Annotated in this window: 21 protein-coding genes and 2 pseudogenes; 10 read left to right on the forward strand and 13 right to left on the reverse strand. The window is 45.4% G+C overall.

The features are described 5' to 3' along the window. Positions 1 to 23: 23 nt before the first annotated feature. Both merR and QVA83_RS14235 read right to left on the reverse strand, forming a co-directional pair. The gene (merR, locus tag QVA83_RS14230; protein ID WP_040133151.1) at positions 24 to 410 is read right to left on the reverse strand and encodes a mercury resistance transcriptional regulator MerR; all 387 of its coding nucleotides are present in this window, start codon (positions 408 to 410) and stop codon (positions 24 to 26) included. A 2-nt stretch (positions 411 to 412) separates the two neighbouring features. After that, on the reverse strand, positions 413 to 1,435 hold the full coding sequence (locus QVA83_RS14235; protein ID WP_287498612.1) for a tyrosine-type recombinase/integrase: 1,023 nt from the start codon (positions 1,433 to 1,435) through the stop codon (positions 413 to 415). Positions 1,436 to 1,639: 204 nt separating this feature from the next. Between QVA83_RS14235 and QVA83_RS14240 the strand changes: the two genes are divergently transcribed. Next, the gene (locus QVA83_RS14240) at positions 1,640 to 2,689 is read left to right on the forward strand and encodes a DNA-binding protein (protein ID WP_101566853.1); all 1,050 of its coding nucleotides are present in this window, start codon (positions 1,640 to 1,642) and stop codon (positions 2,687 to 2,689) included. Here QVA83_RS14240 and QVA83_RS14245 read toward each other — a convergent pair. Beyond that, positions 2,674 to 3,810 (reverse strand): DNA-binding protein, encoded by a 1,137-nt coding sequence (locus QVA83_RS14245; RefSeq protein WP_287498613.1) that lies wholly within the window; start codon positions 3,808 to 3,810, stop codon positions 2,674 to 2,676. The two genes, QVA83_RS14240 and QVA83_RS14245, sit on opposite strands and share 16 nt — an antisense overlap. 207 nt (positions 3,811 to 4,017) lie before the next feature. Between QVA83_RS14245 and QVA83_RS14250 the strand changes: the two genes are divergently transcribed. After that, on the forward strand, positions 4,018 to 5,025 hold the full coding sequence (locus tag QVA83_RS14250) for a tyrosine-type recombinase/integrase (protein ID WP_049589050.1): 1,008 nt from the start codon (positions 4,018 to 4,020) through the stop codon (positions 5,023 to 5,025). Positions 5,026 to 5,054: 29 nt separating this feature from the next. Here QVA83_RS14250 and QVA83_RS14255 read toward each other — a convergent pair whose 3' ends face one another. From QVA83_RS14255 to QVA83_RS14265, 3 genes are all read right to left on the reverse strand, one after another. After that, complete coding sequence (locus QVA83_RS14255; RefSeq protein ID WP_197044410.1) at positions 5,055 to 5,897, reverse strand: DUF1259 domain-containing protein; 843 nt, start codon at positions 5,895 to 5,897, stop codon at positions 5,055 to 5,057. Between the two features lie 118 nt (positions 5,898 to 6,015). Then, entirely contained in the window at positions 6,016 to 7,473 is a 1,458-nt protein-coding gene (chrA, locus tag QVA83_RS14260; protein WP_049589048.1) for a chromate efflux transporter, read from the reverse strand. A gap of 2 nt (positions 7,474 to 7,475) precedes the next feature. After that, complete coding sequence (locus tag QVA83_RS14265; RefSeq protein WP_049589047.1) at positions 7,476 to 8,405, reverse strand: chromate resistance protein ChrB domain-containing protein; 930 nt, start codon at positions 8,403 to 8,405, stop codon at positions 7,476 to 7,478. Positions 8,406 to 8,574: 169 nt separating this feature from the next. Between QVA83_RS14265 and QVA83_RS14270 the strand changes: the two genes are divergently transcribed. After that, positions 8,575 to 11,508, forward strand: coding sequence for a Tn3 family transposase (locus QVA83_RS14270; protein WP_049589046.1), 2,934 nt, complete (start codon positions 8,575 to 8,577; stop codon positions 11,506 to 11,508). A 12-nt stretch (positions 11,509 to 11,520) separates the two neighbouring features. Here the strand turns inward: QVA83_RS14270 and QVA83_RS14275 are convergent, their stop codons facing one another. Then, positions 11,521 to 12,252, reverse strand: coding sequence for a hypothetical protein (locus QVA83_RS14275; RefSeq protein ID WP_287498614.1), 732 nt, complete (start codon positions 12,250 to 12,252; stop codon positions 11,521 to 11,523). A 331-nt stretch (positions 12,253 to 12,583) separates the two neighbouring features. Here QVA83_RS14275 and QVA83_RS14280 point away from each other — a divergent pair, with 331 nt between their 5' ends. From QVA83_RS14280 to QVA83_RS14290, 3 genes are all read left to right on the forward strand, one after another. Beyond that, a complete protein-coding gene (locus QVA83_RS14280; protein ID WP_156079156.1) occupies positions 12,584 to 12,934 on the forward strand; it encodes a hypothetical protein in 351 nt (116 codons plus the stop codon). A 109-nt stretch (positions 12,935 to 13,043) separates the two neighbouring features. Next, positions 13,044 to 13,703, forward strand: coding sequence for a hypothetical protein (locus tag QVA83_RS14285; protein WP_061487045.1), 660 nt, complete (start codon positions 13,044 to 13,046; stop codon positions 13,701 to 13,703). An 843-nt stretch (positions 13,704 to 14,546) separates the two neighbouring features. Further along, positions 14,547 to 15,263, forward strand: a complete 717-nt coding sequence (locus QVA83_RS14290; protein ID WP_156079155.1) for a hypothetical protein — start codon at positions 14,547 to 14,549, stop codon at positions 15,261 to 15,263. Positions 15,264 to 15,600: 337 nt separating this feature from the next. On the opposite strand, the gene QVA83_RS14295 is transcribed toward QVA83_RS14290, so the two are convergent. After that, complete coding sequence (locus QVA83_RS14295; RefSeq protein ID WP_061487048.1) at positions 15,601 to 16,728, reverse strand: ParB/RepB/Spo0J family partition protein; 1,128 nt, start codon at positions 16,726 to 16,728, stop codon at positions 15,601 to 15,603. Further along, positions 16,728 to 17,651 carry a ParA family protein gene (locus QVA83_RS14300; RefSeq protein WP_156079154.1) on the reverse strand — a complete coding sequence of 308 codons (924 nt, stop codon included), beginning with the start codon at positions 17,649 to 17,651 and terminating at the stop codon, positions 16,728 to 16,730. Before QVA83_RS14300 ends, QVA83_RS14295 begins: the two co-directional genes overlap by 1 nt. Before the next feature lie 535 nt (positions 17,652 to 18,186). Here QVA83_RS14300 and QVA83_RS14305 point away from each other — a divergent pair. Both QVA83_RS14305 and QVA83_RS14310 read left to right on the forward strand, forming a co-directional pair. Next, the gene (locus QVA83_RS14305; protein WP_156079194.1) at positions 18,187 to 19,653 is read left to right on the forward strand and encodes a helix-turn-helix domain-containing protein; all 1,467 of its coding nucleotides are present in this window, start codon (positions 18,187 to 18,189) and stop codon (positions 19,651 to 19,653) included. Positions 19,654 to 20,065: 412 nt separating this feature from the next. Beyond that, positions 20,066 to 20,920 (forward strand): hypothetical protein, encoded by an 855-nt coding sequence (locus tag QVA83_RS14310; RefSeq protein ID WP_061487054.1) that lies wholly within the window; start codon positions 20,066 to 20,068, stop codon positions 20,918 to 20,920. A gap of 370 nt (positions 20,921 to 21,290) precedes the next feature. Here the strand turns inward: QVA83_RS14310 and QVA83_RS14315 are convergent. Then, positions 21,291 to 21,592 (reverse strand): annotated as a pseudogene (locus QVA83_RS14315) (integrase core domain-containing protein); the annotation flags it as partial. Between the two features lie 56 nt (positions 21,593 to 21,648). On the opposite strand from QVA83_RS14315, the pseudogene QVA83_RS22455 reads away from it, so the two are divergent. After that, positions 21,649 to 22,806: pseudogene (locus QVA83_RS22455) on the forward strand (IS3 family transposase). 9 nt (positions 22,807 to 22,815) lie between these two features. Next, positions 22,816 to 23,205 (forward strand): hypothetical protein, encoded by a 390-nt coding sequence (locus tag QVA83_RS14335; protein WP_061487056.1) that lies wholly within the window; start codon positions 22,816 to 22,818, stop codon positions 23,203 to 23,205. Positions 23,206 to 23,304: 99 nt separating this feature from the next. Here the strand turns inward: QVA83_RS14335 and QVA83_RS14340 are convergent, their stop codons facing one another. The 3 genes from QVA83_RS14340 to QVA83_RS14350 form a co-directional block, all read right to left on the reverse strand. After that, positions 23,305 to 23,556: a hypothetical protein gene (locus QVA83_RS14340; protein ID WP_061487057.1), complete on the reverse strand. Its 252-nt coding sequence runs from the start codon at positions 23,554 to 23,556 to the stop codon at positions 23,305 to 23,307. Beyond that, positions 23,531 to 23,833, reverse strand: coding sequence for a hypothetical protein (locus QVA83_RS14345; RefSeq protein WP_081106152.1), 303 nt, complete (start codon positions 23,831 to 23,833; stop codon positions 23,531 to 23,533). Before QVA83_RS14345 ends, QVA83_RS14340 begins: the two co-directional genes overlap by 26 nt. A gap of 129 nt (positions 23,834 to 23,962) precedes the next feature. Next, positions 23,963 to 24,223, reverse strand: coding sequence for a hypothetical protein (locus QVA83_RS14350; RefSeq protein WP_015068532.1), 261 nt, complete (start codon positions 24,221 to 24,223; stop codon positions 23,963 to 23,965). Positions 24,224 to 24,519 lie beyond the last annotated feature (296 nt).

Here is a 24,519-nt window from a genome sequence, read left to right on the forward strand (position 1 = left end):
TTGTGATGCCCGTGTAAAACTAATTAAGGTTGCAGGGAGTCGATAATGGGACAATGTGAGTCATCGTTATTACTCTGACATTGCGTCAATAATGCCTTGAGTGCGCTTTCGAGCCGCTTCAGATCGGCAATTTTTTCCATGACGGCGCTGAGTTTATACTCGGCCAGCTCCTGCACCTGAGCACATGGGCGGTCATTCAAGCTTAGCAGGTTGGCGATCTCTTCCAGGGTAAACCCCAATTCTTGCGCCCGCTTAATGAACCGGATGCGATTAACCGTTTCATCGGGATAATGGCGGTAGCCCAACTCGGGTTTTGGCGGTTGCTCTATTAATCCACGACGCTCATAGAAGCGAACGGTTTCTATATTGATAGCCAGTTCTTTGGCAACTTTACTGATAGTTCTTGTCATGTTCATATCTCTTTTACCCGAACGGTATCTATAAGAACCGCCATTTTCTCCATCAATATATGGGTAGCGTTATTGGAGAGCTGCTGTCCTTCTTCAATGTACTCCCAGACGGTGGCATCGCTCTTCCATCCGCCTTGCTTTTTAATCAACTCAAAATCAACTCGTTCTCGGGCTGCCGATGTAGAGAGGCCGCGCCGGAAGCTATGGCTGCTCAATTCCGGTACAAAATCGAACTGGCAGGCGTTACCCAAAGTCTTGAGTAATTCATTAATGGCACTGGGATTCAACGCTTTAGGCTGAATCTTATCCCACCGGTTAATGGGGCGAAAAACCGGACCTTCATTAATGCCACCCAGTTCTATCCAGTTTTTCATGGCCGTAGCAGGACAGCAGTCTGGTGCACCGAAAGGTAATGCTCGCACTAAGCCGGAGGCTTGTTGATCGGTCTTGGAACTAGACAGCCGGATGAGAAGTCCTTCAGGTTCCCACACCAGATCACCGTAGCGAATGGCCACCAATTCGCTACGGCGAAAGGCACCGAAAAAGCCGGTCAACACCAGCGCGATATCCCTCAGTTTCTTTTTGGTGGTTGGTAGTTGCCGCAAATGATTCACTATTTGGGCGACGTGCTCCAAGCGCAATGCCTTGGCTTTGCGCTTGGGTTGGCCATGGGTACGACGAACGCCTTCCATGGTTTTGCGGACCAACGGATCACTTCCTGGATCGATGAGCCCTTGATAATGGTGCCATTGGCTAATAGCGGTCAGGTGCAGATCCAGGGTTCGGGGATTAAGCGATTCGGCTCTGGCCAGCAGGTAACGCACGACAGTATCCCGATCCGAGGGCAGGCGACCACCCCATTTTTCAAATTGTCGAATGGCCGAACGGTAGGCTTTACGTGTGTTGTCGGATGTCGCTGCCTGGAGGTATTGCCGTAGTGGTTCGGGCCCCTGGCGTTCAACCAGGGTCGCATCCTTATTACGTAACGACAAGTTGCTAGCCTGTATTGGCGGTTTGTTGTTCATGAATAGGATTTCCTTCGATGTCGCTCAAAAGGCGGCTATGTACCGGCGTTACAAGTCGAAAATTTACGTCAAGATCAACTAGCCCACGATAAGGATGATTATCGGTGGTTAGTATCTTGAATTCAAGCGATCTTGAAAAACACATATATAATGTTATATTACGTGTTATGTAATATGTTACTAAATAATCCGAGAGGAATCACCATGGCCCGTGCCGGAGTCACTTATCACGATATCGCTAAAGCAGCTGAAGTCATTAAAACACATGGCCAGGAACCCACGGTGGATAGGGTGCGCGAGCATCTGGGCACCGGCAGCAAAAGCACCATCGCGCCATTGCTCAAGCGTTGGCGGTCAGACAATGGGGAGGCGGCCGATGTCAGTGGACTGCCGAACGACCTCATCGAGGTGGTAAAGTCCCTGCATGAGCGGGTACAGCAGATGGCCGACCACCGTATCGAACAAGCTCGCCAGGAATTCGAGACTTTAAAGGAAGAACTCCGCACAGAGTTGACCTATGCCAACAACACCATCGCGCAACTTACTGCCCGACAACGGGACCTTGAGAACCAGATAGCACGAATTACCGAGGAAAAAAGCCTGCAAGACAAGTCCCTGGAAGACGCACGCGTCAGGCTGGCAAAGGCCGAGTCTCAGCGGGACGAAGCTCTTACGCGAGCCAACGACTTGAAGGAGAGTGTCAGTGAACTCAGGCAAGAAAACCGGGATATTCGCGATCATTTCGAACATTACCAGCAGCGCACTGCCGAAGACCGACAGCAGGAGCGCGAACAGTTCCGTATAGTTAACCAGGGGTTAAATGATCAGATTCAGGATCTGCAACACCGGCTCGCACAGACTGAGTCGAGAGCGTCCGAGCTATTCGACATCAACGCGCAGTTACAACGAAATGCCGATGAATTAAAACGGGCCAATGCGGCGCTAAATAGCGACTTGAACGCAAAGATGGAAGATATCCAGAACCTGGAACACGAGTATGAAGAAGCCGTGACAAGGTGCCGGGAATACCAGCATAAAAATGAGCAATTGTCGGAAAACATGGCCGCGCTCACCACTCAGAAAGCAGATGTCGATAAGCAAGTGGCCGTGTTATCCCACGCACTGGAGACCACCAAAGCCGAACTGAAAACCGCCCAGGATAAAGTGGCATTTCTGACCGATGAGAACAAGGTGATTCTTCAGGAAAAAGCAGTGATCCAAGGGCAGTTTAAACAGCTTCAAAGTTCGCTATAACGATTTAATGGATGTGTTTTGATCGTCTGGCTGCAAATGCAGAAATCGTTGCCAGCCCCTAAACGAGCAAACTTGGCAAATTTGTCGGTTCTTCCACAAGACCCTAGGATCATCGCCTTTTCCTGAAGAATTACCTTGTTCTCATCGGTCAGATACGTCACTTTATCCTGGATGGTTTTCAACTCGGTTTTGGTGGCCTTCAAAGCTTGGGATAACACGGCCACTTGCTTATCGACATCTGCTTTCTGAGCAGTGAGAGCTGCTATTTTTTCTGCCAATTGCTCATTTTTATGCTGGTATTCCTGGTTCTTCGTCATGGCGTCTTCAAGGTTGCGCTTCAGGTTCTGGGTCTCATCTACCTTTCCGTTCAAATCCCTGTTTAGCGTCGCATTGGTCTGTTCAAGTTTATCGGCATTGCTTTGTAACTGCGCATTGGCATCAAATAACTCGGACGCTCTTGACTCAGCCTGGTCGAACCGGTGTTGCAGTTCCTGCATCTGGTCTTTCAACCCCTGGGTATCGATCCGGAACTGTTCGCGTTCTTGCTGACGGTCTTCGGCAGTGCGCTGCTGATAATGTTCAAAATGATCGCGGATGTCCTTATTTTCCTGCTTAAGTTCCGCAATACTTTCCTTTAATTCAGCGGTTCGCACAATGGCTTCGTCTCGTTGGGCCTCGGCTTTGACCAGGCTGATACGCACATCTTCCAGAGACTTGTCTAACGCGCTTTTTTCTTTGTTCTGCCGTTCAATCTGGCTCTCAAGATCCTGTTGTCGGGCAGTAAGTTGCGCGATGGTGTTTTTGGAATCGGCCAATTCTTTGCGGAGTTCTTTATTTGACGCCTCAAATTCCTGACGGGTCTCCTCAATACGGTGGTCGGCCATCTGCTGTACCCGCTCGTGGAGTGATTTCACTACCTCCACCAGGTCGTTCGGGAGTCCACCGATATCGGCTGCCTCTCCGTTGTCTGATCGCCAACGCTTGAGCAGCGGCGCGATGGTGCTTTTGCTGCCGGTGCCCATATGTTCCCGCACTCGATCCACCGTAGGCTCCTGGCCTTGGGTTTTGATGGCTTCGGCGGCTTTGGCGACATCGTGGAAAGTGACTCCGGCGCGTGCCATAGGGAGATTTCCTCTCAAACTATTTAGTAACGTATTATGTAACACGTAATATAACATTATATTTATGCTTATCAAAGTTTCTTGAGTTTCAATTTTTAACCTTCGATAATCAAGGTTATCGTTGGCTATGGTATTAAGCTGAAAATCTTCTGCTTGTAACGCCGGTACATAGCCGCCTTTCTGGTGACACCGATAGGAATCCAATTCATGAACACCAAACCACCCAAAATGGCCACCGACTTAGCATTACGTAATGAGGAATCGAACCAGATTGCTCATCGGGAATCCGAGTCACTGCGGCACTACCTCCAGGCGGCCACCTCCGATAACACCCGCAAGGCCTACCGATCCGCCATTCGCCAATTTGAGAAATGGGGTGGCCGGTTGCCGACTGACCGAGATACGGTGGTGCGCTATCTGCTCGCCAGGGCCGAATCGCTCAACGCCCGGACGTTAGATCTCCACCTCACCGCCATTAGCCAGTGGCACCATTACCAAGGCGTCACTGATCCGGTGCGCGATCCCCTGGTGCGGAAAACCATGGAAGGCATTCGTCGCACTCATGGCCAACCCAAACGCAAGGCCAAGGCCCTACGCCTGGAACACATCGCACAAATGGTGGATTACCTGCGGTGTTTGCCGGATAGCAAAAAGAAGCATAGGGATATCGCCCTGGTGTTGACCGGCTTTTTCGGCGCTTTTCGTCGCAGCGAACTGGTGGCCATTCAAATCAGTGATCTGAATTGGGAGCCGGAAGGCCTGATCATCCGGTTGCCGCGCTCCAAAACGGATCAACAGGCGACAGGGCTGGCCCGCGCCTTACCTTTCGGTACACCAGGTTGTTGTCCGGCTACAGCAATCAAGGCCTGGATGGATAGCGCTGAGATTGATAGCGGCCCGCTCTTTAGGCCGGTTAACCGCTGGGATCAGGTGACGCCCAGGCCTCTGAACCCAGGGGCAATTAATGACTTGCTCAAAACCCTGGGCAAGGCCTGTCAGTTCGACTTCGTGCCCGAGTTGAGCAGTCACAGTTTTCGCCGCGGCCTCTCCACTTCGGCGGCTCGAGAACGGGTAGACTTCGAGCTGATCAAGAAACAAGGCGGCTGGAAAAGCGATGCAACGGTCTGGGAGTACATCGAAGAAGGCCAGCAACTTTCGAATAATGCCTCGCTGATATTGATGGAAAAGTTGGTCACGCTGATCGACCCCGTATAACCCGTCAAATCACGAATCCCACTCTCAATTCATCTTTGCGTCTCCAGCGCTGCCCGTATCGCTTTCGCCAGATCCTCGGGCTTGCCCTTGCCCCAATAATGCAGGAAATAGTAGGAAGGCGTTTCACCGGTCATATGGTTGTGCAGCGCCACGATGTGGATGCCCGCCTGACGCAGCGTCCGCATCACCGGCTGGATCTCGTCCGCGGTCATGGCAAAATCCCCATCGACGACCGCCTGCTTCTCATTCCCGGAGAAGGCGGCCCAGGTGGACAGGCCCATGGATGCGCCAAATTCCACACCGTGCATTCTGGCGCTGCGCCCGAACGTGAATTTCAGCACCTGCCCGTTAAGGCTGCCCTCGGCATCCAGAATCTTTTCCAACGTCTTGGTGTTGTATTTGCCGGTGATATCGGGCACATCACCCGGAAATCGTTCTTGCGGTACGGGATGCTTTTTACGCACTTGTTTAATGGCATCCCACATGGCCTTGACGCCTTCGGCGAGTGACTCGGCGTTTCGTCCATGGCCGCCGATGTGCATAAAGTAAACCGGCGGACGGTCGAACACGAAATGGTTGTGCAGCGCGGTGATGTCCAGGCCGTGGGCAAAGGCGGCGTCCATGGCCGGGGTGATTTCATCCTCAAACACCACCGTATCCCCCATCACCATAACACCACCCTCCGGCAAGGCCTTGAACGCGGCCCAACTCCCGAGGCCCGCCGGCGGCGGGAACTTCATACCGTCAACGGTGACGGGCACGTCGTCGCGCTTCCAGCCGATACGCACCACGCCATCAGGTTTGGCCGTTGCCTGGGTGCCAGCCGCCTGGCCAATGGCCTTATCATCGAGGCGGCCGGAATCGTCGGCCATTGTTATGGATGCTTGAATGAATAAAGCGCACATTAGAATGAATGCTCGAAGCGGAGACATTGTCATGGCTATTCCTCTTTTTTTGTTGCTGTGAAACATTTTTGGCTGTATTGGGGGGTTACGCCGCCGGGACGCCTGCAAATAACAGATGGTACACAATACCCAGCAGTGCGCTGACTAAAATCATCGGCAACATGCCCACCTTAAAGCGCAACATAGCGATAAAGGCGCCCGCGGCCAGCGCGACGCTGACAATGTGGATGCTGCCCCAGGCGGGTATCAGCAGTAGCATACCATAGGCCCGTACAGTTTCAACCTCGTTAAAGGCGACGTGCACCGCGAACCAGATGGCGAGATTCAGCATCACGCCCACCACGGCCGCCGTGACCGCCGACAGCGCCGCGCTCACCGCCTGGTTGCCGCGCAGTGTTTCCACATACGGCGCGCCCAGGAAGATCCACAAAAAGCAGGGAACGAAGGTGACCCAGGTGGCTAAAACCGATGCCAAGATGCCTGCTGTGAAGGGGTCGAGCGTTCCCGGAGCCCGGAAGGCCCCCATAAAGCCCACGAATTGCACCACTTGGATCAGCGGGCCGGGTGTAGTTTCCGCCATACCCAGACCATCCAGCATTTCCCCCGGTGCCAGCCATCCATAGTTTTGTACCGCCTCCTGGGCCATGTAGGCCAGCACCGAATAGGCGCCACCGAAGGTGACAACCGCCAGTTTGCTGAAGAAAAGCCCAATCTGGGTGAACACATCCTCATAGCCCAAGGTCACAAGCAGGGCGACAAGTGGCGCAAACCACAGCGGCAGCCAGACGGCGAGCACCTTGAGTGCCCGCCCCCGTGACGCCCGGGTATGGCTTGCCGCGCCGCCCTCCATCATGGCATCAATCGCACGCCCGGCGTCCTCGGGGGTATCGTGCCCCTTGATGACCACAAAGCGTTCCGGATCGACATGCCGACCCAGCAGACCGATCAATCCGGCGGTAACGATTACGATCGGGAAAGGCACGGCAAAGAAGAAGATCGCCACGAAAGCGGCGACCGCCAATGCGTACATGTAGGCGTTCTTGAGGACGCGCTTGCCGATGCGGATCACCGCCTGGATCACGATCGCCAGCACGGCCGCCTTGATACCGAAAAACAGGGCCTGCACCAGTGACGCTTCCTGAAATCCAGCGTAGAGCAGACTGAGCACCAGAATGCTGAGAAAGCCCGGCAGCACGAACAGGGCGCCCGCAACCAGTCCACCCTTGATGCCATGCAGCAGCCAGCCGATATAGGTGGCCAGTTGCTGGGCTTCAGGTCCGGGCAGCACCATGCAGTAATTCAGCGCGTGCAGGAAGCGGCTCTCACTGACCCATTGCTTTTCATCCACCAGAATACGGTGCATCACCGCGATCTGGCCGGCGGGACCGCCAAAGCTCAGGATGGCGACCCGCAACCAGACACGCACGGCCTCCCCGAAGGTGATGTGATGGCCGAATGCATTGAGGTTACCAGCGGTCGCATCCCTGGTGATTTGATTGGACCCGCTGCTTGGCGGTACAGATGAAGTTGACGGTTCGTGCATGGTTATTGTTCCTTACCGTAAGTGACCAACAGGCTGTCGAAAACCTGATTGGCAGCTTGTAATAATTGATCATCATCGCTATGGGTTTCGCGCAGCCCTATCAATACACACTCGACCCCGGCGGCCTCCGGCGGCTGATGTCCCCCCACATCGAGGTAGTGCACGAGTTTTCCAAGCCGGAGTAGCGCGGGTGAATCCAGGTCGAAGCTCGCCAGCAGCGTTTCGAAAGTGACTTTTTCTTCCACGTGAGTAAAGGTCGCCCCATCGAAATCGAACCCCAGCGCCTCATCCGGGCAGTCGTCCGGCGAGGCCAGCCATAAAAAGCGTGCGGATGGATCGATGAAGCGGCCAATCAGCCAGGCACTGGCCAAACGGTCCACCCACGGCCGACGCCGCGTCGCCCAGAGCCTGCCTTGATAATCGGCTCGATCAAGACGGCGGATTGTGCGAGGTTCGGGCTGCGGCTCATCGGGAGACAAGACCCGGTTGGCATCGCTTTCCAGCTGTTTCAGAGCCGTATCGATTCGATCCCGCGCGGCACCGGGGAAAAAATCGATGGCTGACAGTCGCGTGAAGCTTTTGCGCAGTTTGCGTGTTTCCTTCATGACCTCCATGGCGGTTTCCGGCAAGAGCTTTGCCCGCAGGTCCGCCATCGCCGAGTCCAGCGACTCATAGTCTTCCGAGCGATCGAATAGCGGGGGGAACGCTTCGGTTTCAGGATCATTAGCGTGCAGTACATGGGCGGTCCCGCCACTATCACGGACATCCTGGGCAATTGCCTCTAGCTTTTCGGCATGATCAGAGATGGCTGGCAGTAGATAGACGCCATCACGCAGCGAAACGGCCCCCAGGGCTTTGATGGCGCGCCATGCCCGCATGCGCACGGTGGCGTTTTCAGTGGGGAGTGAAAGTATCAGCAGTATCCAGGACATGCGTAGATCTTAGTACATATATGTTATAAACTCTACACATTTTTAAACCGAATAACCCCTGGGCAAGAGCGATTGCCTTTAAAGGCGGTGATGCACCTTTAAATACCGCATCCATCAATAAAAACAGCGCTATAGCGCAGTTGGCGTGACCGGAGCCAAGTGAGGTCCTATGACAGCCAAAGAGCAGTTCTTAACCGATCAGCAGCGGTACCAACCGTTAATATTGCCGCAACGATTCTCCGATGAGGAAATGGTTCGCGATTGGACGCTAAGCCGTCGTGATTGCGAGGTCGTCAACAAGTATCGCAAGCAATATCGCCTGGGATTTGCCATCCAACTGTGTGCCATGCGCCTCTATGGCCGGTTTCTAAACCAGCTCCATGATCTTTCGCCACGAGTGATCAGCTACCTGAGTAGTCAACTCGATCTTCCTCCTACGCTAACGGTGGAAGTGCCCGAAAGAGAAGCCACGGTGTTGGAACACCGGAACAATATCCTCAAGTACCTGGGCTTTCATCGGTTTGACGACAAAGTGGAAGCAGATCTGGACCGCTGGATTGAAGAACATGCCCAACAGGGACTGCTTCCGGATGAACTTTTTCACCGGGCAGAACGCCACCTTCTGTTGAAACGTATTGTTTTACCTGGCCCCACGACGATCGAAAGACAGATCATCCGCATATGTAACCAGGTACACGCTCAGCTTTTTGAGCAAGTGTTTGATCAGATGTCGCCGGAATTACGCGATGCCATTGACGATTTGTTGCAAGCCACCGACGGCAATCAACGAACCTACTTCAACCAACTCAAAGAGTACCCGCCGGGTGCGAAAATATCATCACTGAAACGCTATTTGGAACGCTATGACAATCTGGTGTCCACCGGCATTAATGAGTTCGAAGAAAAGGTCATTGATACCGCTTTTCTTAACTACCTGTACCGACTGACCAAGCGTTACAGCGCTAAGGACATGAAGCGCTTCAAGGACCATAAGCGCTATGCATTGATGATTTGCTTCCTGTTGGAATCCCGCAAGATCCTGTTGGATCATCTGGTCAAAATGCATGATCAGTACATGACAGAGCTATGCCGGCAAACCAAAAACAGCCACGACAAAAAACACAAGGAGTTTCGCAAGCGCCAAAAGAAAGCCATCGATGCTGTGCTTGAAACCACGCATGTTTTGCTGGAATGGCCGGATGAACAGCCATTGTACAAGAAGGACTTGTGGCAACGCATTGACGAGAAACATCTGCTGGCATCCATTGACGACCTGCACATTTTTAAACGCCTGGAGGAACGCGGCTACTGCGATTTGTTGCTGGCCCGTTATCCCAGTTTACGAAAATATTTTGCCGACTTTATCCGGTTACCATTTGAAGTGGCTAAAGGTTCCGGGCCGCTGATAAAAGCTATTGAGTTCGTCCGGAAATTGGATGATGGCGACCTGAAAAAGCTACCCGAGAACACACCGACAGCATTCATTCCCCGCGAACTACGCCGCACCCTTAAAGATCAAGCCGGTAACATCAATCGCAACGTTTGGGAAATGGGATTGGCTCTCGCTATGAAAGACGCCTTGCGTTCCGGCGATTTGTACTTGCCGCAGAGTAAGCAGCATGTTTCGTTCTGGGATCTCACCTTAAATGAACCCAGTTGGGATGAAACCAGACAGGCTGTCTATACCGAACTTCAACAGCCTCCACCGCACGAAGTTCGAGCCGCCATTTCAACGCAGTTCCACGAATCAGTCTCTGAAGCGAAAAAGCTGTTCGGCCTGGACAACTTCGCGGAAATTCAAAACGGCCGATTGAAACTCAAACGTGATGACAAGCTCGAGGTCCCGGATAAAGTCAACCAACTGCAAAAAGTGATCGATGCACATATGCCCAGCATACGTATCGAACAGCTTCTGATGGAAGTAGATCAAATGACACATTACAGCCGTCATTTTGTCCCTATCCAGCACCATCAATCGCGCCCCAAAGCCTTTTACAAAAGCCTGATGGCCGCCATTATTTCGCAGGCCACCAACCTGGGTGTCGTATCCATGAGCAATAGCGTTAAAGGTGTGACCGTCGATATGCTCCGGCATATCCTGCAATACTATATTCGAGAGGAAACCCTGATCAACGCCAGTGCTGAAATTGTGAATCAACACCATGAGCTGCCGTTGAGTGCGGTGCACGGCACCGGTACATTGTCCTCATCGGATGCGCAACGCTTTAAAATCCGCGCCGACAGCCTGTTGGCTTCTTACTATCCCCGCTACTACGGTTATTATGAAAAAGCCATCGGGATCTACACCCACGTTTCCGATCAATATTCAGTGTTCAGCACCAAGATTATTTCCTGTAGCCCGCGTGAAGCGCTGTATGTTTTGGACGGCCTGCTGGAAAACAACACGATTCTGAAAATCCGGGAGCACACCACCGATACACATGGCTATACCGAAATCGTCTTCGCACTCTGTCATTTGCTCGGATTCTACTTTATGCCGCGCATTCGGGATCTCAAAGATCAGCAGCTTTACCGTATTGACAAAACCGTCGATTACGGCGACCTCAACCATTTACTCACCAAAACAGCCGATCTGGCCATCATTGAGGAACAGTGGGAATATATGATGCGAGTGGCGATTTCACTGAAGCAGAAAACTGCGCCAGCACACGTCATCGTCCAACGATTAACCAATAGTTCACCTTCGGATCGCCTCACCAAAGCCTTTACGAACTTGGGGCGGATTATCAAGACCGAATACATTCTGCGGTACCTGACTGACAAAGAACTCCGTCAAACCGTCCAACGGCAACTGAATAAAGGGGAATACCGACATAAACTGCCGCGCTGGATATTCTTTGCGGATCAGGGTGAATTCACCACAGGCGACTATGAAGAAATCATGAACAAGGCCAGTAGTCTCAGCTTTGTGTCCAATGCCATTCTGTACTGGAACACCATCAAGATAAGCGACATTGTGGAGCTGCTTCGGCAGCAAGGGGAGGAAATCGACGACGAGACCTTATCTCATATCTCGTTGTTGCCCTATAAGCATGTGTTACCCAACGGTACATACTTTATTGAAGATGAGGAGAAGGGATGATTCGACGGAAACCTACGGTTTCGACGTGGTCACTGGGTTCAAAACCGTAGGTTCTCGTTCAAATGCCCCCGCGGGTCCTAATAACAACAGCATTACACCCATTGCCAGGATTATACCCGTTTGTGGCTCAGGAACAGATACATCGGATTGTGATGGCGTAACGGTTCTTGAGACTAGACTGCTTTCAAAATCAACAGCCAGTTGCGAGCTTTCATTCAGATAAAATACAACGCGACTCGCTTGTTGGCTAGTACTGCCTTCTAATGAAAATGAATAATAATCCCTTTCTATTGTAAATAAATCGACACTAGGATTTGTCAATGTGTAAGCACTAGAACCGCTTAAATAATTCGTGGTCGTTATCTCCGGCATTCTAACAATCAGACCTTCCAGTAGTGAATGCACTCGAGAAATATTAAATGCTGTAAAGTCAAAATAATTATCTCCCCTTGAAGGTCCTGAACGAGACCATAAGGTATCATCTCCACCTCCGAACTGCCCTACTCTATTTTCACCATCGAGCCAATATGAGTAATACATGAGTGTATCATCATAGGTAAATGAGACTTCAATCGGATTGGTGTTCAGATCATCGAGTTCAGAGGCAATCTGTAACTCATCGAGATAACTTACACCGTAGTATTCATAGCCAGTATAGTTGAGTGAATACTCATATTTTATAATGTCGGCGAATGCTGCCTTACTGATTGATAGCAATAGTATGGTGGTAAGAATATGCTTCATGCTGTTTTCCTTTTCCAGAGCAGTGAAACATTAGCAAAATATGTGCCTTGCCTTATGTATTGTGAGCTACAACGAATTGGACTTAATTGATATGAAACGAATGTAAAATAAATAGACAGTATTCATGGTCGACAGCTATTTTTCTGCACATAGAGAAATCAGTGTTTCAATCTTCCATTGTGAACTTACGAAGAGAATGAGTACTGTTAACATCCTCTTTTACGATCACGCGCTAGAGTTTCCCTGAGATTTACCAATGTACAATATTTATTCCGTACGATATGGTACTAAAACTGTTTATTATTTATACGCACAAATGAAGGCTAATCTCATGGAAGACAAGATAAAGTCAGCTAGGCAGACTGCTATTCTTCTCATATTGTTGCTTGTCTTTACGTTCAATCTAAACAGCACCTTTAAAGCAAATATAGAAAAGTACAATGTACTATGGAGTTTTTGGATTTTCGAGGCGTTAAAGGAAGATTCCAAGGTCATACCAAAAGTTGAGCCGGACGATAGTATTTATTCCTACCAAGACGTAAAAAAAAACCTCAGCAATCTTCAGCAAAACCCGACAGCATCTGAAATCCTACAAACAGTTGGATGGACTGTTGATACGCTGAAGAAAGACAGTCTGTTAGAGGTCACATTAGACTGGAGTTACATCGATTTCAGGTTGTAAACCCCTCAGATTTCGTCAAAGGTAACTCAGGTAATAACCACACTTCGCAATTCTTTTTTTTTCTGATCCCGAAATTGACAGAGTTGTTTTTATTGAATCAAAAAGTGAAGTGTTAGTAAGCTATGACACAATACCGATTGACGAAAAAGAGTTTTCTGCGTTTTTCGTTGAATTGCGTCGCACGATCAGTGATTTTCAAATCATTTCTCCCCGAGACAACTGGAAACGAGCAGAGTTTGTAGAAGGAAAAGCCAATAGTTTTCACGTCAATTATGGCTTAGACATTCAAGATTTAAGGCTAATTACTTTAGATACGGTCCGCCAGCTTTTTAAAGGCGAAGTCTCTTTACCGGTTTTCAACGTCTCCATGGAAATAGAAAAAGCGTACCTGTATATATTAGCCCTGGTCGCTATTCTTTTAACGTACTTAAACATTCAATTACGATTAATAAATGCCTCTATCCAGCGAGCGGATTTTGAACGCTTTTCGTTGACCAGTTGGAAAGTCTTTTCCCCAAATAATAGCCTCGCCAGTAAAGCCAGCCGTATGATCGAGGCGGCATGTGCTATTGTGGGCTATGTATCTGCAACATTAACTCCATTAGTCGTACTTTTTTTCTTATGGCACTTCAACAACATTGTCGGAGAATATGAGTTTCATTACATTCCAGCCACATTGTCTGTTCTATTCTTGGTGCTCATCACGTTCCTGGCCCTTACTAATGTATTGCAGTTAGTTCGAAAGCCGTTCGCCAAGGGAGAACCATGACAATTATTGTCTATTTCTCACTAATAGAAGAAGGAAACGCGCCTAAGACAAAGTTAACCACACTTTTATTTAATAGGGCCGGTTGGAGGCGGCAAATCATCTAAAGTTAAACTCTGTGATGAAATTAACCATGCTATAAAACTTCTTTAATTAACAGTCTAAAAAACACTTTGTATCAATCACATAGAACAGATTCTCTATTTTTTATTAGTGATAATTAGCGTAGTAAAGTGATTATCTCTGAAACGTAAAAATTCCTACTTCATTGTTTTTAAATGCATTTTTAGCACTTCATTGAATCCATCGATTCGCACTAAAAAAAGCAATTTGATTTCAATCTTACTTGCATTAGTCTACGCTTTTAATGACCACCTTATGATTTTTTTCGCACATATTGCGCCTGAAGATAAGGGGTTATCATGAAACTTAATTCAACTCACAAATTAACCGTGGTCGGTAAAGTTTCTGCCAAAGAAGCTGGTAAAGTAGCCCTGATAATGGTCTATACGAAACTTTTTTTGGCTATAGTGTTCGGAGTTTGCCTAATAATAACCACTCTAAATATTACCAGAAGCAGTTCATCTCTTAGTTGGTTGTCACCCTCCCCCCCTGAACAAACAAAACCGTTGTGCACCTTTGATACAACACTTTACGAACTGAGTGATAACTAATATTCCTTTTTTCAACCGGAGTTCGAGCGGTACTCGCTTTTGAACTATTGAGCATCAGTCCACCTGCTGCTCTTCAACCTTACTCATTTATCGTTAATGTACCAATTATCAAAACGTGTTTTTCATACTTAATACATTAACGATATTGTTTTCAAGCGGTGAATAAAAAGTAGTGATAAAAGCCTATACAAATGATGAAACGCTGATTGTCCGAGACGAATATTCGCTCAAGTGTCATAAACCGTTACCAGTGCCTGCAGATAACATCGACATTGATGATTTTTTCAATCGATGGGACACATTAACTGCCACGGCGTTCGAGGGACTGCCTAGCTTTATTCGAGATTCATTTGAAGTAAGAGCACTTTCTAAGCTTATTACAAATCAGCAGTTTAAAAATAGTGCGAAAAGTGCTGTCCAATTCCATAACAGCGTAAGAGAAGGCCTCCTTTCGATGATGGAGTCTGGTTTCATCAATATTATGCCCACTACTGCAAAGCAAGAGTTCTTTGCTTTTATGCAGTATGCCATTTCTCCCTATTCTCACCTTTATACCGAATGCGATGCGATCCTGATTAAAAACGGTAACCTCATGGACATGTTACTTATAGGTCATCATCAGTTTGATGTTCTTATTTTCGATAGGGGCTTAGTCGACTCTCACGCAATTAGCTTTGCGCTTAAATTAGGTCTGCCTGTGGTAGTGACAACTGAGGAATTAACGTTTTCTGCTAAAAAAAGACGAATTCGACTTACGCAAGATCACAATGCGAATGCCTCGTTAGACAAAGCTTTACCCTTTAAGGTCAACATAGATATTATTTCCCATCCGAGGCAATTGAAAATTATAGAGAAGCTTTTGGTCAGCACAAAGTTTGTGAGCGTATAGCAAGCAATATTGTTGTAATCATTAGAACTTATTATAGATAGAAGAACATAGACGCGAGAAAGGTGTTGGATAGATTTAGCGCTAATACTCGCGTATCTAGACGCCTGAATAAATCCCCTTGTAATCCACTTTTCAACCATCATTTGCTGCCATTGTTTTAATTGAATACCAAAGTTAGGTAAAAATGGAGATAAAAAGTGTCGGATCGAATCTGGGGCTCATATAAAATCTTTAATTTCTCCCCCAATTTAATTTTAAATTAAAAAATGCTGCAAGCCTCGTAAATATTAGCCTGCAGCGCCAGAAAATTACTAAAGTTCACTTGAACCGAAATGCGTCATTTTGACAGTGATACAAGTAAAGACTTTAATACCTTTTCTAATGCCGCAGCATCGTCAAAGTTAACATTTTCCCAATCAATACCTATATCGAGCTTTGTAACATCCTCTGTTAATAACCGACGAATTGCTGAAGTTTGAGTAACTTTCACTTTTGGCATTGTAATGTACTGCTTCGCCCTACCAGGTTTTTTGGATATGTTAGAAGGTATATATTTTTTAAATTTTCCGACATCTGCCAATCTATTTAGGTATCGCTCGACATCGTTATATTTTTCCGCTTTCTTAATCTCTTCATATAGCGCTATAAGACTTGTTACAACTTTGTTTTCAAGTAGTTTATAAACAATTTCAAAATGCTCATAAAGCTTATCGTATCGATAATAGGAAGGACGACTAATGCCTAAATATGACGTTACCAAAGAAGTTCGTTCGGTCTGCATCTTTGCTCCTTCTAAACTTTCAAGTTCGCGAACTGCTTTTGCATAACTGTTTAGCGCGTCAGGTGGAGTCAGATCAGAGCGGGAGAAATTCTCAATGTGACGGAGCACATTAAGGTTTCGTGGTTTTTCAGCATAGATTTTGACTTTAACCTTTATCAAACCACCATAAAGAAAACGAATTGCATAGAAACGTCTATGACCAGCTACAATAGGATAGTCAGTCATATTTTTTCTCCACACAGAAATTGGATGAACTAGTTCACTGTGCTTTAAGGTCTCAGCTAAATTTTTTATTTCTTCTATTTCTAAACTGACGGCGTCATAACGAGGGTTATCTTTTGATAATCGGTTCTCAAGCACCCCCTTTTCACAGACAACACAATTGCTCAAAGCTGCGATGGACTCATCATCTGATTTTTGTGCAAACGTAACAGGTAAGTATCGGGAATTATCTGACTGCGGTTGTATATAATCCACCAGCACTCTATCTAATTCAGAGGACGTCTTGAAGATAGGATCGTCATGTACTTCGCTTTCCTTGGATTTGTCCCTTGCTTTGAGGTCATCCAACATCTGTTGAGATTTTTTAGATACGCCTTCACCTGACTCAAATTGGCTTATTAAATCTTCTTGAGAATTAACTTTTCCGACTGTTCTACGTCTTGCCTTTTTAGGACTGTTCATTATTCATTCCCCCATAAACTGCCTTCAATCAGTTCATAAAGCTTCTGCATTTCTTTTTGCGCGTGGTGATTATGTACATAATTAAAATGTGACTCATCAACAGATGGACGTTCCATAACGCGATAGCAATTACGTTGCTGAAGCCAAAAGCGCGTCATATATTTTCCAGTAGGACCATTTTTGTCATAAAGTTTAGCAAGTGCCACTTCATCTTTCTGAGTAAGACGTGATTTGCTTGGAACTTTATTTGGAACAACACCGACAATCTTCAGTGGTGCTCTTTGTCGGTCTTCATTAATTCGGTCTACGCGATTAAGCAACATAGGTACACCATCTATAGAGTCGTATTCAGGCTCAGTTGGAATTATCACATGAGTAGCAGCACCCAACATACCAGCACTAACAGGTGACTTACTTGGCGGGTTATCAACAATAACAATGTCGTAATCTTCGGCCAATTCTGGAATTGAAAACCAATCGTGCATATGTGTCGAAATTTTTGAAACCAGTCTGTCCGCTTGCGGTGTCAGAGCTAGCACACGATCAACATTACCTTCGGATGGTAACACTTTGATGTTCTCAAAAGCTGTCGGGTATTCATATACTGGTGAGTCAAACAAAATATCAGTAGAAGTATTTCGACCACTCCATTCTGGATCATCAATCTCTTCTAATTCTGGGTGTAGGGGAGCAGCGTATTCATCATCACCTGGAATAGCATCCATTTTTAAGAATGCTTTAGACGAATCTTGCTGTGAATCATAATCCAGTACCAAAACACGACGCTTTATCCCATTTCCATCTGGGCCGCCGGTTGCTAACAGATATGCTATTGTTGATGCAAGAAACGTTTTTCCAACGCCTCCTTTTCTATGGTAACTAGAAAGCACGCGCAGCCCATTGTACATTTCGTCTGTATTCATCGTCTTTACCTTGTATCAGCACATAACTTTAGTCTGACATCCTAATCTTTTAATGTCTCGGATCGAATCTTTAAAAATCTATTTAAAAAGGATGTTTAGGTTATTTCGTTCAATAATTAATACCTAACTGAAAGCCTTTAATGGTCGGGGGTTGAGAGGTGTTTATACCTATCAGGTTCACATGAACCCAATATAAAAGATTTTAAGTAAAAAAACGTATTCGATAGATAAATAGAGGATAAAAAGTTTGTAATTATTCTTGACGCATCATCACAGAAAATCAGTATTTTAATGACAAAAAATCTACTAAATTCAGTATTTAATTTGTTAATTGAAAACTTCTTGAAAGCCTTTACTGGCAAGCTCTTGCGAGATAAAAATTCATATCAGGTTCACCTGAACCTATTGAAGATTTTACTTCCTTTGAACATACATTTGAATACAACCTTAAAAATGGACTTGATTAAGATAGTTGGGTAATCTCAGGATCGAATCAACGAAATAACTGCAATCTATAATAACGGGGAAAATTATTGTGCGAGAGCTTTTTGACTTGTCAGAAAAATATGGATTTAAAGCGCCTCTGGTTGACGCCCCTGAATCTCTCGATTTAAAACTTTACCTCCGCTTATGTGGTGCATTATCTATTTCACCAATCACAGTAGCAGTGATTTCTGACATCTTTATTGCAATACAAGATATCGAAGAACGCATTGCAAGTTTCCAATATATCGCTGAACGTATAAATCGAAAAGTATCAAATATTCGACATCATCTGGTAATCCTTGAAAAAGCAAACCTTATAAAAAGTGAGTTCATTACGACTGATCCAATACGACGTCGTAGAGGAAAAATTTTTACATTAGTGATACCTAAAGGGCAGACCGTAGCAGCGGCAGACTATTCATCAGTACCGGACGGAGATAGTTATCAGTTGGTGTCATCTAATACCGTTGAAACTATAGATATTGACCGATATGACGATAAAACGCGTTTCCTTGAGCTACAAATTGTTAGATATCTAGTCAAAGCCATGCGAACTAATCGTAAAGATAAGGCAGGTACGATCAACGTTAAACTAAAAGTAGATGGAAGAGTAAAACCAATTTCCATTACCTCACGCGCAGAAGAGGGGAGGCTTATCTATCTCCCTGATATGAGCTACTACGCAGGCGCTATTACCTGGCTTATAAATCATATTTCTGAACGAGTTGAACAGGCCGATACCATTGGAGAAACATTTACACTACCACTGGAGCCTCTTATATCAATGGCGAAGGATATTTCGCTTTCAGATGCATCAGCTGGTGGTTATATGAATAATGCTATTCAATCTTTGCAGCGAATATCAGCAACCACGTTTGATATGCGCGATTTATATGGACAAGACCACAGTACAATTAAAGACATTGAGATGTACTACAAGCTTTTCAGGCTTGAGGCCCTTGTTACCTATGAAGATGAAAAAAAGATAGAAAAGAAAGCTGCAGTTGTTCAGTTTCCGCGATCGACAGTAAAAAATATTATAGCAGCCGTGAGAGCTGAAAAATCTCTTAACGAAATGTTGTTAATAGACAGTGATATTTTCGCAACAAAAAATGAGATTGAAATTCTGTTTGGTCTATGGGCGAGGGAACATCTCATTACCGGACGTCAGGCACAGCAGATGTATACATGGAACGAGCTTCGTGAGTCAGTAGCTCCTTCGACTAGTCTTAGTGAATTTAAGCGCAAGTTTTCAAACATGGTACTCACGAATGCAGATCCCGAATATAAAGCTAAAATACACAACGTTGTCAAAAATAAAATTGTTAGAATCATTGAGACGTGCCACTTGTCTGAGCCAAGAAAAGGTGAATTGGTAGTCGAATACGGTCGGGCCACAGTTCAAGGTTACCTGATCAATATTGGTTATTCACCAGAACATGGCTCGTCAGTTATAGCTTTTAGACGAGATATGTCCGCGTTACATATTTTGAGCCACTTCAAAAGTCAGGGCTAGCTTATAATTTAATGATAAAAACTTTCCGGATCGAATCTATAGTAATGAAAATCAATAGATTAGGATTCGGATCGAATCTATAAAAGATCCAAAATAGATCACGATCCAACTTGATCTCTAAAACCATTCGTATAAAGATTACATCTGTTAAAGACATTCTCTTACTTATATTGAATCTTTAACTTGCTCACTGAAGAGCAACATAAATTATTTGGGAAGATAAGAAGCGCTGAAAAGACAAAACCCGTGAAGTGTTGGCGCACTGCACGGGTCTTAGGATGTAACTTTTTGGAACTAGTTACACATCCAATTCTAGCGGATTGATCGATCACGTCAACTGTTAGGGCGTTTTTTATCAACAATAACTCGATTTGTTGGTAAAAACATGAGAACAAACACAGAATTTGTGTTCATGAGCACGGGACTTTTTGAACACCTCAACGAAACAGAATCATATGTTTTCTCTTTTGTTACTTATTTTGCTTGTGATAAACAAAAGGGACAAGTATTTAAACGTAGCACAGCAAGTCTTTGTAACAATCTTGGATACTCCGCGAACACAATAAGGTCAACAATAGATAAGCTTGTCGAGAAGAACTTTTTAGCACGTGCTGAAAAACCTGACGACAAAAATAAGGCTCTTCGTTATAACTACTTTGACGACATATCACATTATTTAGTACTTGGTACTCATAAGTATGCTCAGGAATTCTCATCTGAATTGTCAGAAATCTTAAATTTTCTAAGAAAAAGTAGTAAACATAAAAAGCCAAATTTGAAAAATGTATTTTTCAAAGTTTATGTTAACGCGCTGCAAGCCTCTAAAAAAGGGGAAAAGTGGAAGCGCAATCAATCTCGGCACCTTCATAAAACGCTAGTTTTGCATGGGTACCTTCACAATAAGATCAAATTCAGAGACAAATTTGATAAATCGACCTTGTCACTAAGCGTACCTTACTTATCAGCAATGATGCAGTGGTCAAGGAATACCGTAAGGCGGGTAGTGAATACACTTGTCGAACTCGGGCTAGTAACACTCAAGCTTGAGGGCAAACGAATCGCTTTTTTACAAGTTAGATTAGCTGAGCGGGTCAGGGAAGGGTACAAGCAGCTAAAATCTCGACTTTTTGACGTGAGACAAAAAACTGTTGGCGTTACTCTCAATTCAATAAATAAGCCAATGGGACTAAATAGGCCGGGTAAGCATGCTACGCCAGCGGAACACGCGTCCTACCTTGCAGCAATGAAAAAAGCACAAAACCACTGACAAAAAAACAACTGTTTGGAATCCAGACACTGTTCTGGAGTTTTCTCGTGCCTAAAATTCAGATTAGTCTGCAATTTATACAATTCAACAAAGCGAACGCTCAAGTTTTTAACCATACACGATAAAATAATAAAAATAAGAGACAAGCGAAAGCTATGGAGCCCGCGCTAAACACAAGTGGTGCCATCCATACGCAGATGGATAAAACTAGCTCCATCCACAATCGAAATTCTCCATAGATATGCTTAAAATTCCAACCACGTTCGGAACGTGCCAAAAGTAACCACATTAGAATAAGATAGAAAAAGAAAGAAGAGGATAGGGGGGATTAACCCACTCACAAATTTTTTTAATCGAACTATGATTATAGTTAGATTATATCAACATGAAATTCATGTGTTTTTTCTTCGTCATAATTCAGTCGCCAGAACAAACCATTTCTCTTACCTGATTAAGATTTTCAAACAAGTAAGCATCAAGAAACTATCTGCGGAATAAACCACTAAAGCGCTCTACGAAACCATTTTACTGCGGTTTACCTAGCTGTATATATACCAGTTCAATATTATTGGATTCACACCAATCCGTCAGCGTCGCCGAAATTAGCTCTGGTCCATTATCCATTGGTAACCCTCACTCAGACTTAAGCTGTTCTAACACGCGTACGTGACGTTCTCGAATAGATTCACACAATCAGTTAAAAGATAATAATCTCAACTGGAGTGTATATGAAATCGCGAAAAAGCTACTCAAAAGAATTCAAACTGGATGCCGTAAGTCTGGTTACAGAACAAAATTACAAGATCGCTGAGGCAGCTCGTAGCCTTGGCATTAGCGCCAATATGCTAGGCCGCTGGCTTAAAGAGCAGGAGTCGGAAGGTGCTCATGCATTTCGTGGCAACGGTAAGTTGACGCCGAAACAGGAAGAAATTCGGCGGTTGCGAGAAGAAAATAAGCGCCTAAAAATGGAGAAAGAGATCCTAAAAAAGGCGACGATCTTCTTTGCCAAAGAAACCAAGTGAAATACGGTTTCGTAACCCAACAAAAGAAGATCTGGCCGATTAGTCTGATGTGTCAGGTTCTGGGGGTCAGTCGCCATAACTATTACAGTGCCGTGCGACGAAATGAACAACTTGAACCCGAACCACAACATGATGAGCTAATTGAGTGGGTTGAAATAATAGCAGATTCCAGTGACTTTACCTATGGCGTAAGGCGAATGAAACGTGCACTGAATTCGCTCGGTTACCCGGTTGTAAAACAGCGTACGAGAGCCTTGATGACGGAAGCCGGCGTGAGCGTAATACGGCGTAGAAAATACAAAGTAACGACTAACAGTGACCATCAACAACCTGTCTTCAATAACGTGCTGTCACGTGACTTTGATGCGCAAAAACTAGATCAGGCATATGTCTCTGACATTACTTATATCTAGACGCAGGAAGGCTGGCTGTATCTGGCCGTTGTCATTGATCTGTTCTCACGCAAAGTCGTGGGCTGGAGTGATGAATGCTCAGCTTGTGTGTAATGCGTTAACAATGGCTGTATGGCAACGTAAACCCAAGGCAGGTCTGATACATCATTCAGATCGTGGTTCACAATACACCAGACGCCAATTTAGAAGACTTCTGACGCGGTACAAGGTAACAGGCAGCGTGAGCAGGAAAGGTGATTGTTGGGACAATGCCGTTGTGGAGAGCTTCTTCGGTACAGTAAAACAAGAGCGAGTGCAATGGCGTCACTACCAAAGCCGCCATGCTGCTCAGCAGGATATCCTGCAATACATTACTATGTTTTATAACAGTCAAAGAATGCACTCATATCTGGATTGCAAAAGTCTAAACCAATATGAGGCTGATATGGCTAATTTAGGAAAAGCGGCTTAACTGAGTTGTGTGAATTTGGTTGACCACGTCACTCTTACAAGTGTGAATAATGGTGTGATTTCGCTGCATTTTAATATAGCTAATAATGGAATTGGGCTGGCCTTTATCAGTTCATTGACGGTTCTCCATAACGGGAAGAAAGTAGATAAGGATACCGATGTCCCTCAACTAGTAGCGCGACGCTCTAAAGTGAACATTGTTCATAGTTCGACGCACTGGCTTGCTAAAGGAGCATCTTTGGTTGTAAACGAAAAGCTTACTCTATTTTCTCTGGATGTAGGGCAGGGAAGAGAATATCTCAAACAGGATATTGAGGCGACATTTGATGAATATGATTTAGTGATTGAATATTCAAACGCCTATAAAGAACGCTTTGTTTTTGATACTAGAGAAGATTAAAACAGCAGTGAAACGGGTTAAATAAGCTTTAGAAGGCTCGAAGGAGATGGCCATACTATATCCATTTTGTTCGAGGCCTTACTTCTTAATGTTACTAGCTTACTCTGACCAATACTTTTTCTTGAGGTGTAACTTAAGAAGAAAAAATATTAATTGGCGACAGGCAAAACCGGCTACTACAAATAAGGCAACGCCTATCATCGCCTTGCCTTTAAATAACAGGCCAAACAACGCTGCTCCCAAGACCCCAATAAAAATTATGTTAGCTAGCATGCCTAGAGGGTGGGCATTGCTAGCATGGCCTACGATTAACTCAAGTTCCTGCTTATTGGGTTTCATCTTGCTTTTCATACTCCCAGATTCTTTCTAAAATAACTGCTCTTAGAGCATCCGCAGCGCCAGGTGAACTCAGTACGTAGATTCTTTTAGTAGTACAGATGGTCGATACCGTTCGCAGGGTGCTTTTGTCCACGCCGTCGTGCGTGTACTGTTTATCTTGGCCAAAGGCAAAAGGTGGTACTCCAGAAAGCTCTTCAATTATCCGCTCTGGCTCTTTATCTCGACGCTTTTGTGCTTCTTTCAACATTTGCTCATTGAGCGCTCTCAGCCTATCAAGTCCTTTTTTCAAAACAACTCCTACGTTTTCCACTTTCTAATGCTGTTACTGCATAATAGACATTTCTAACTACTCTGCCAGTGATGTCTTATCGACTTTATAAAAGTGGGCATGCTGCAAAACAAAATCTCGGCTATGACTTTACGCCTCAAAAAGCGTCTCAAATGATGCTACGCCGTTCTTACGTAAAAACCTAGCCAAGTTGTCGAGTCGCCATGTTCTAGGTTCGTCTGAGCGCCCATGGCGCATTACATAAGCTATTTCTGTATTGGCATTGATGGCCACGACAAAAAACTTCTGAGGTTCGGTTGGGCTTTCTTGAGCTATAACCTTTGTGATGGATTGAGTTTCCAGCTGTCTAACAAACTCACCTTCTTTTATTCTATAGAACGCGTTCGCCATAATTTACATCTTGAGTTATTGTTGTCGACATTATGGTGTATTGTTGATTCTTGTAAAGACTTTCCACCCATTAAGCCGTTTACTTTTACACTTATGAACTTAACGTGATTTCATCAGCATTAACACTACATGTGCTGTTTTACTTAAATTTTGAACACCATATGTCGTGTTTTTATAAAAACCCTTTTTTAAGAATAAATTTATTTTTATGTTTTAGAAATAATTAAAAGCGCTTGCAATCTGGATATTTTACGCTTGTATAACGCTAAAAAGTTAGTTGTTACTAACATAAATTT

The sequence above is a fragment of the Alteromonas sp. AO-Serp genome, assembly GCF_017849675.1.
Classification (GTDB): Bacteria; Pseudomonadota; Gammaproteobacteria; order Enterobacterales; family Alteromonadaceae; genus Alteromonas; species Alteromonas macleodii.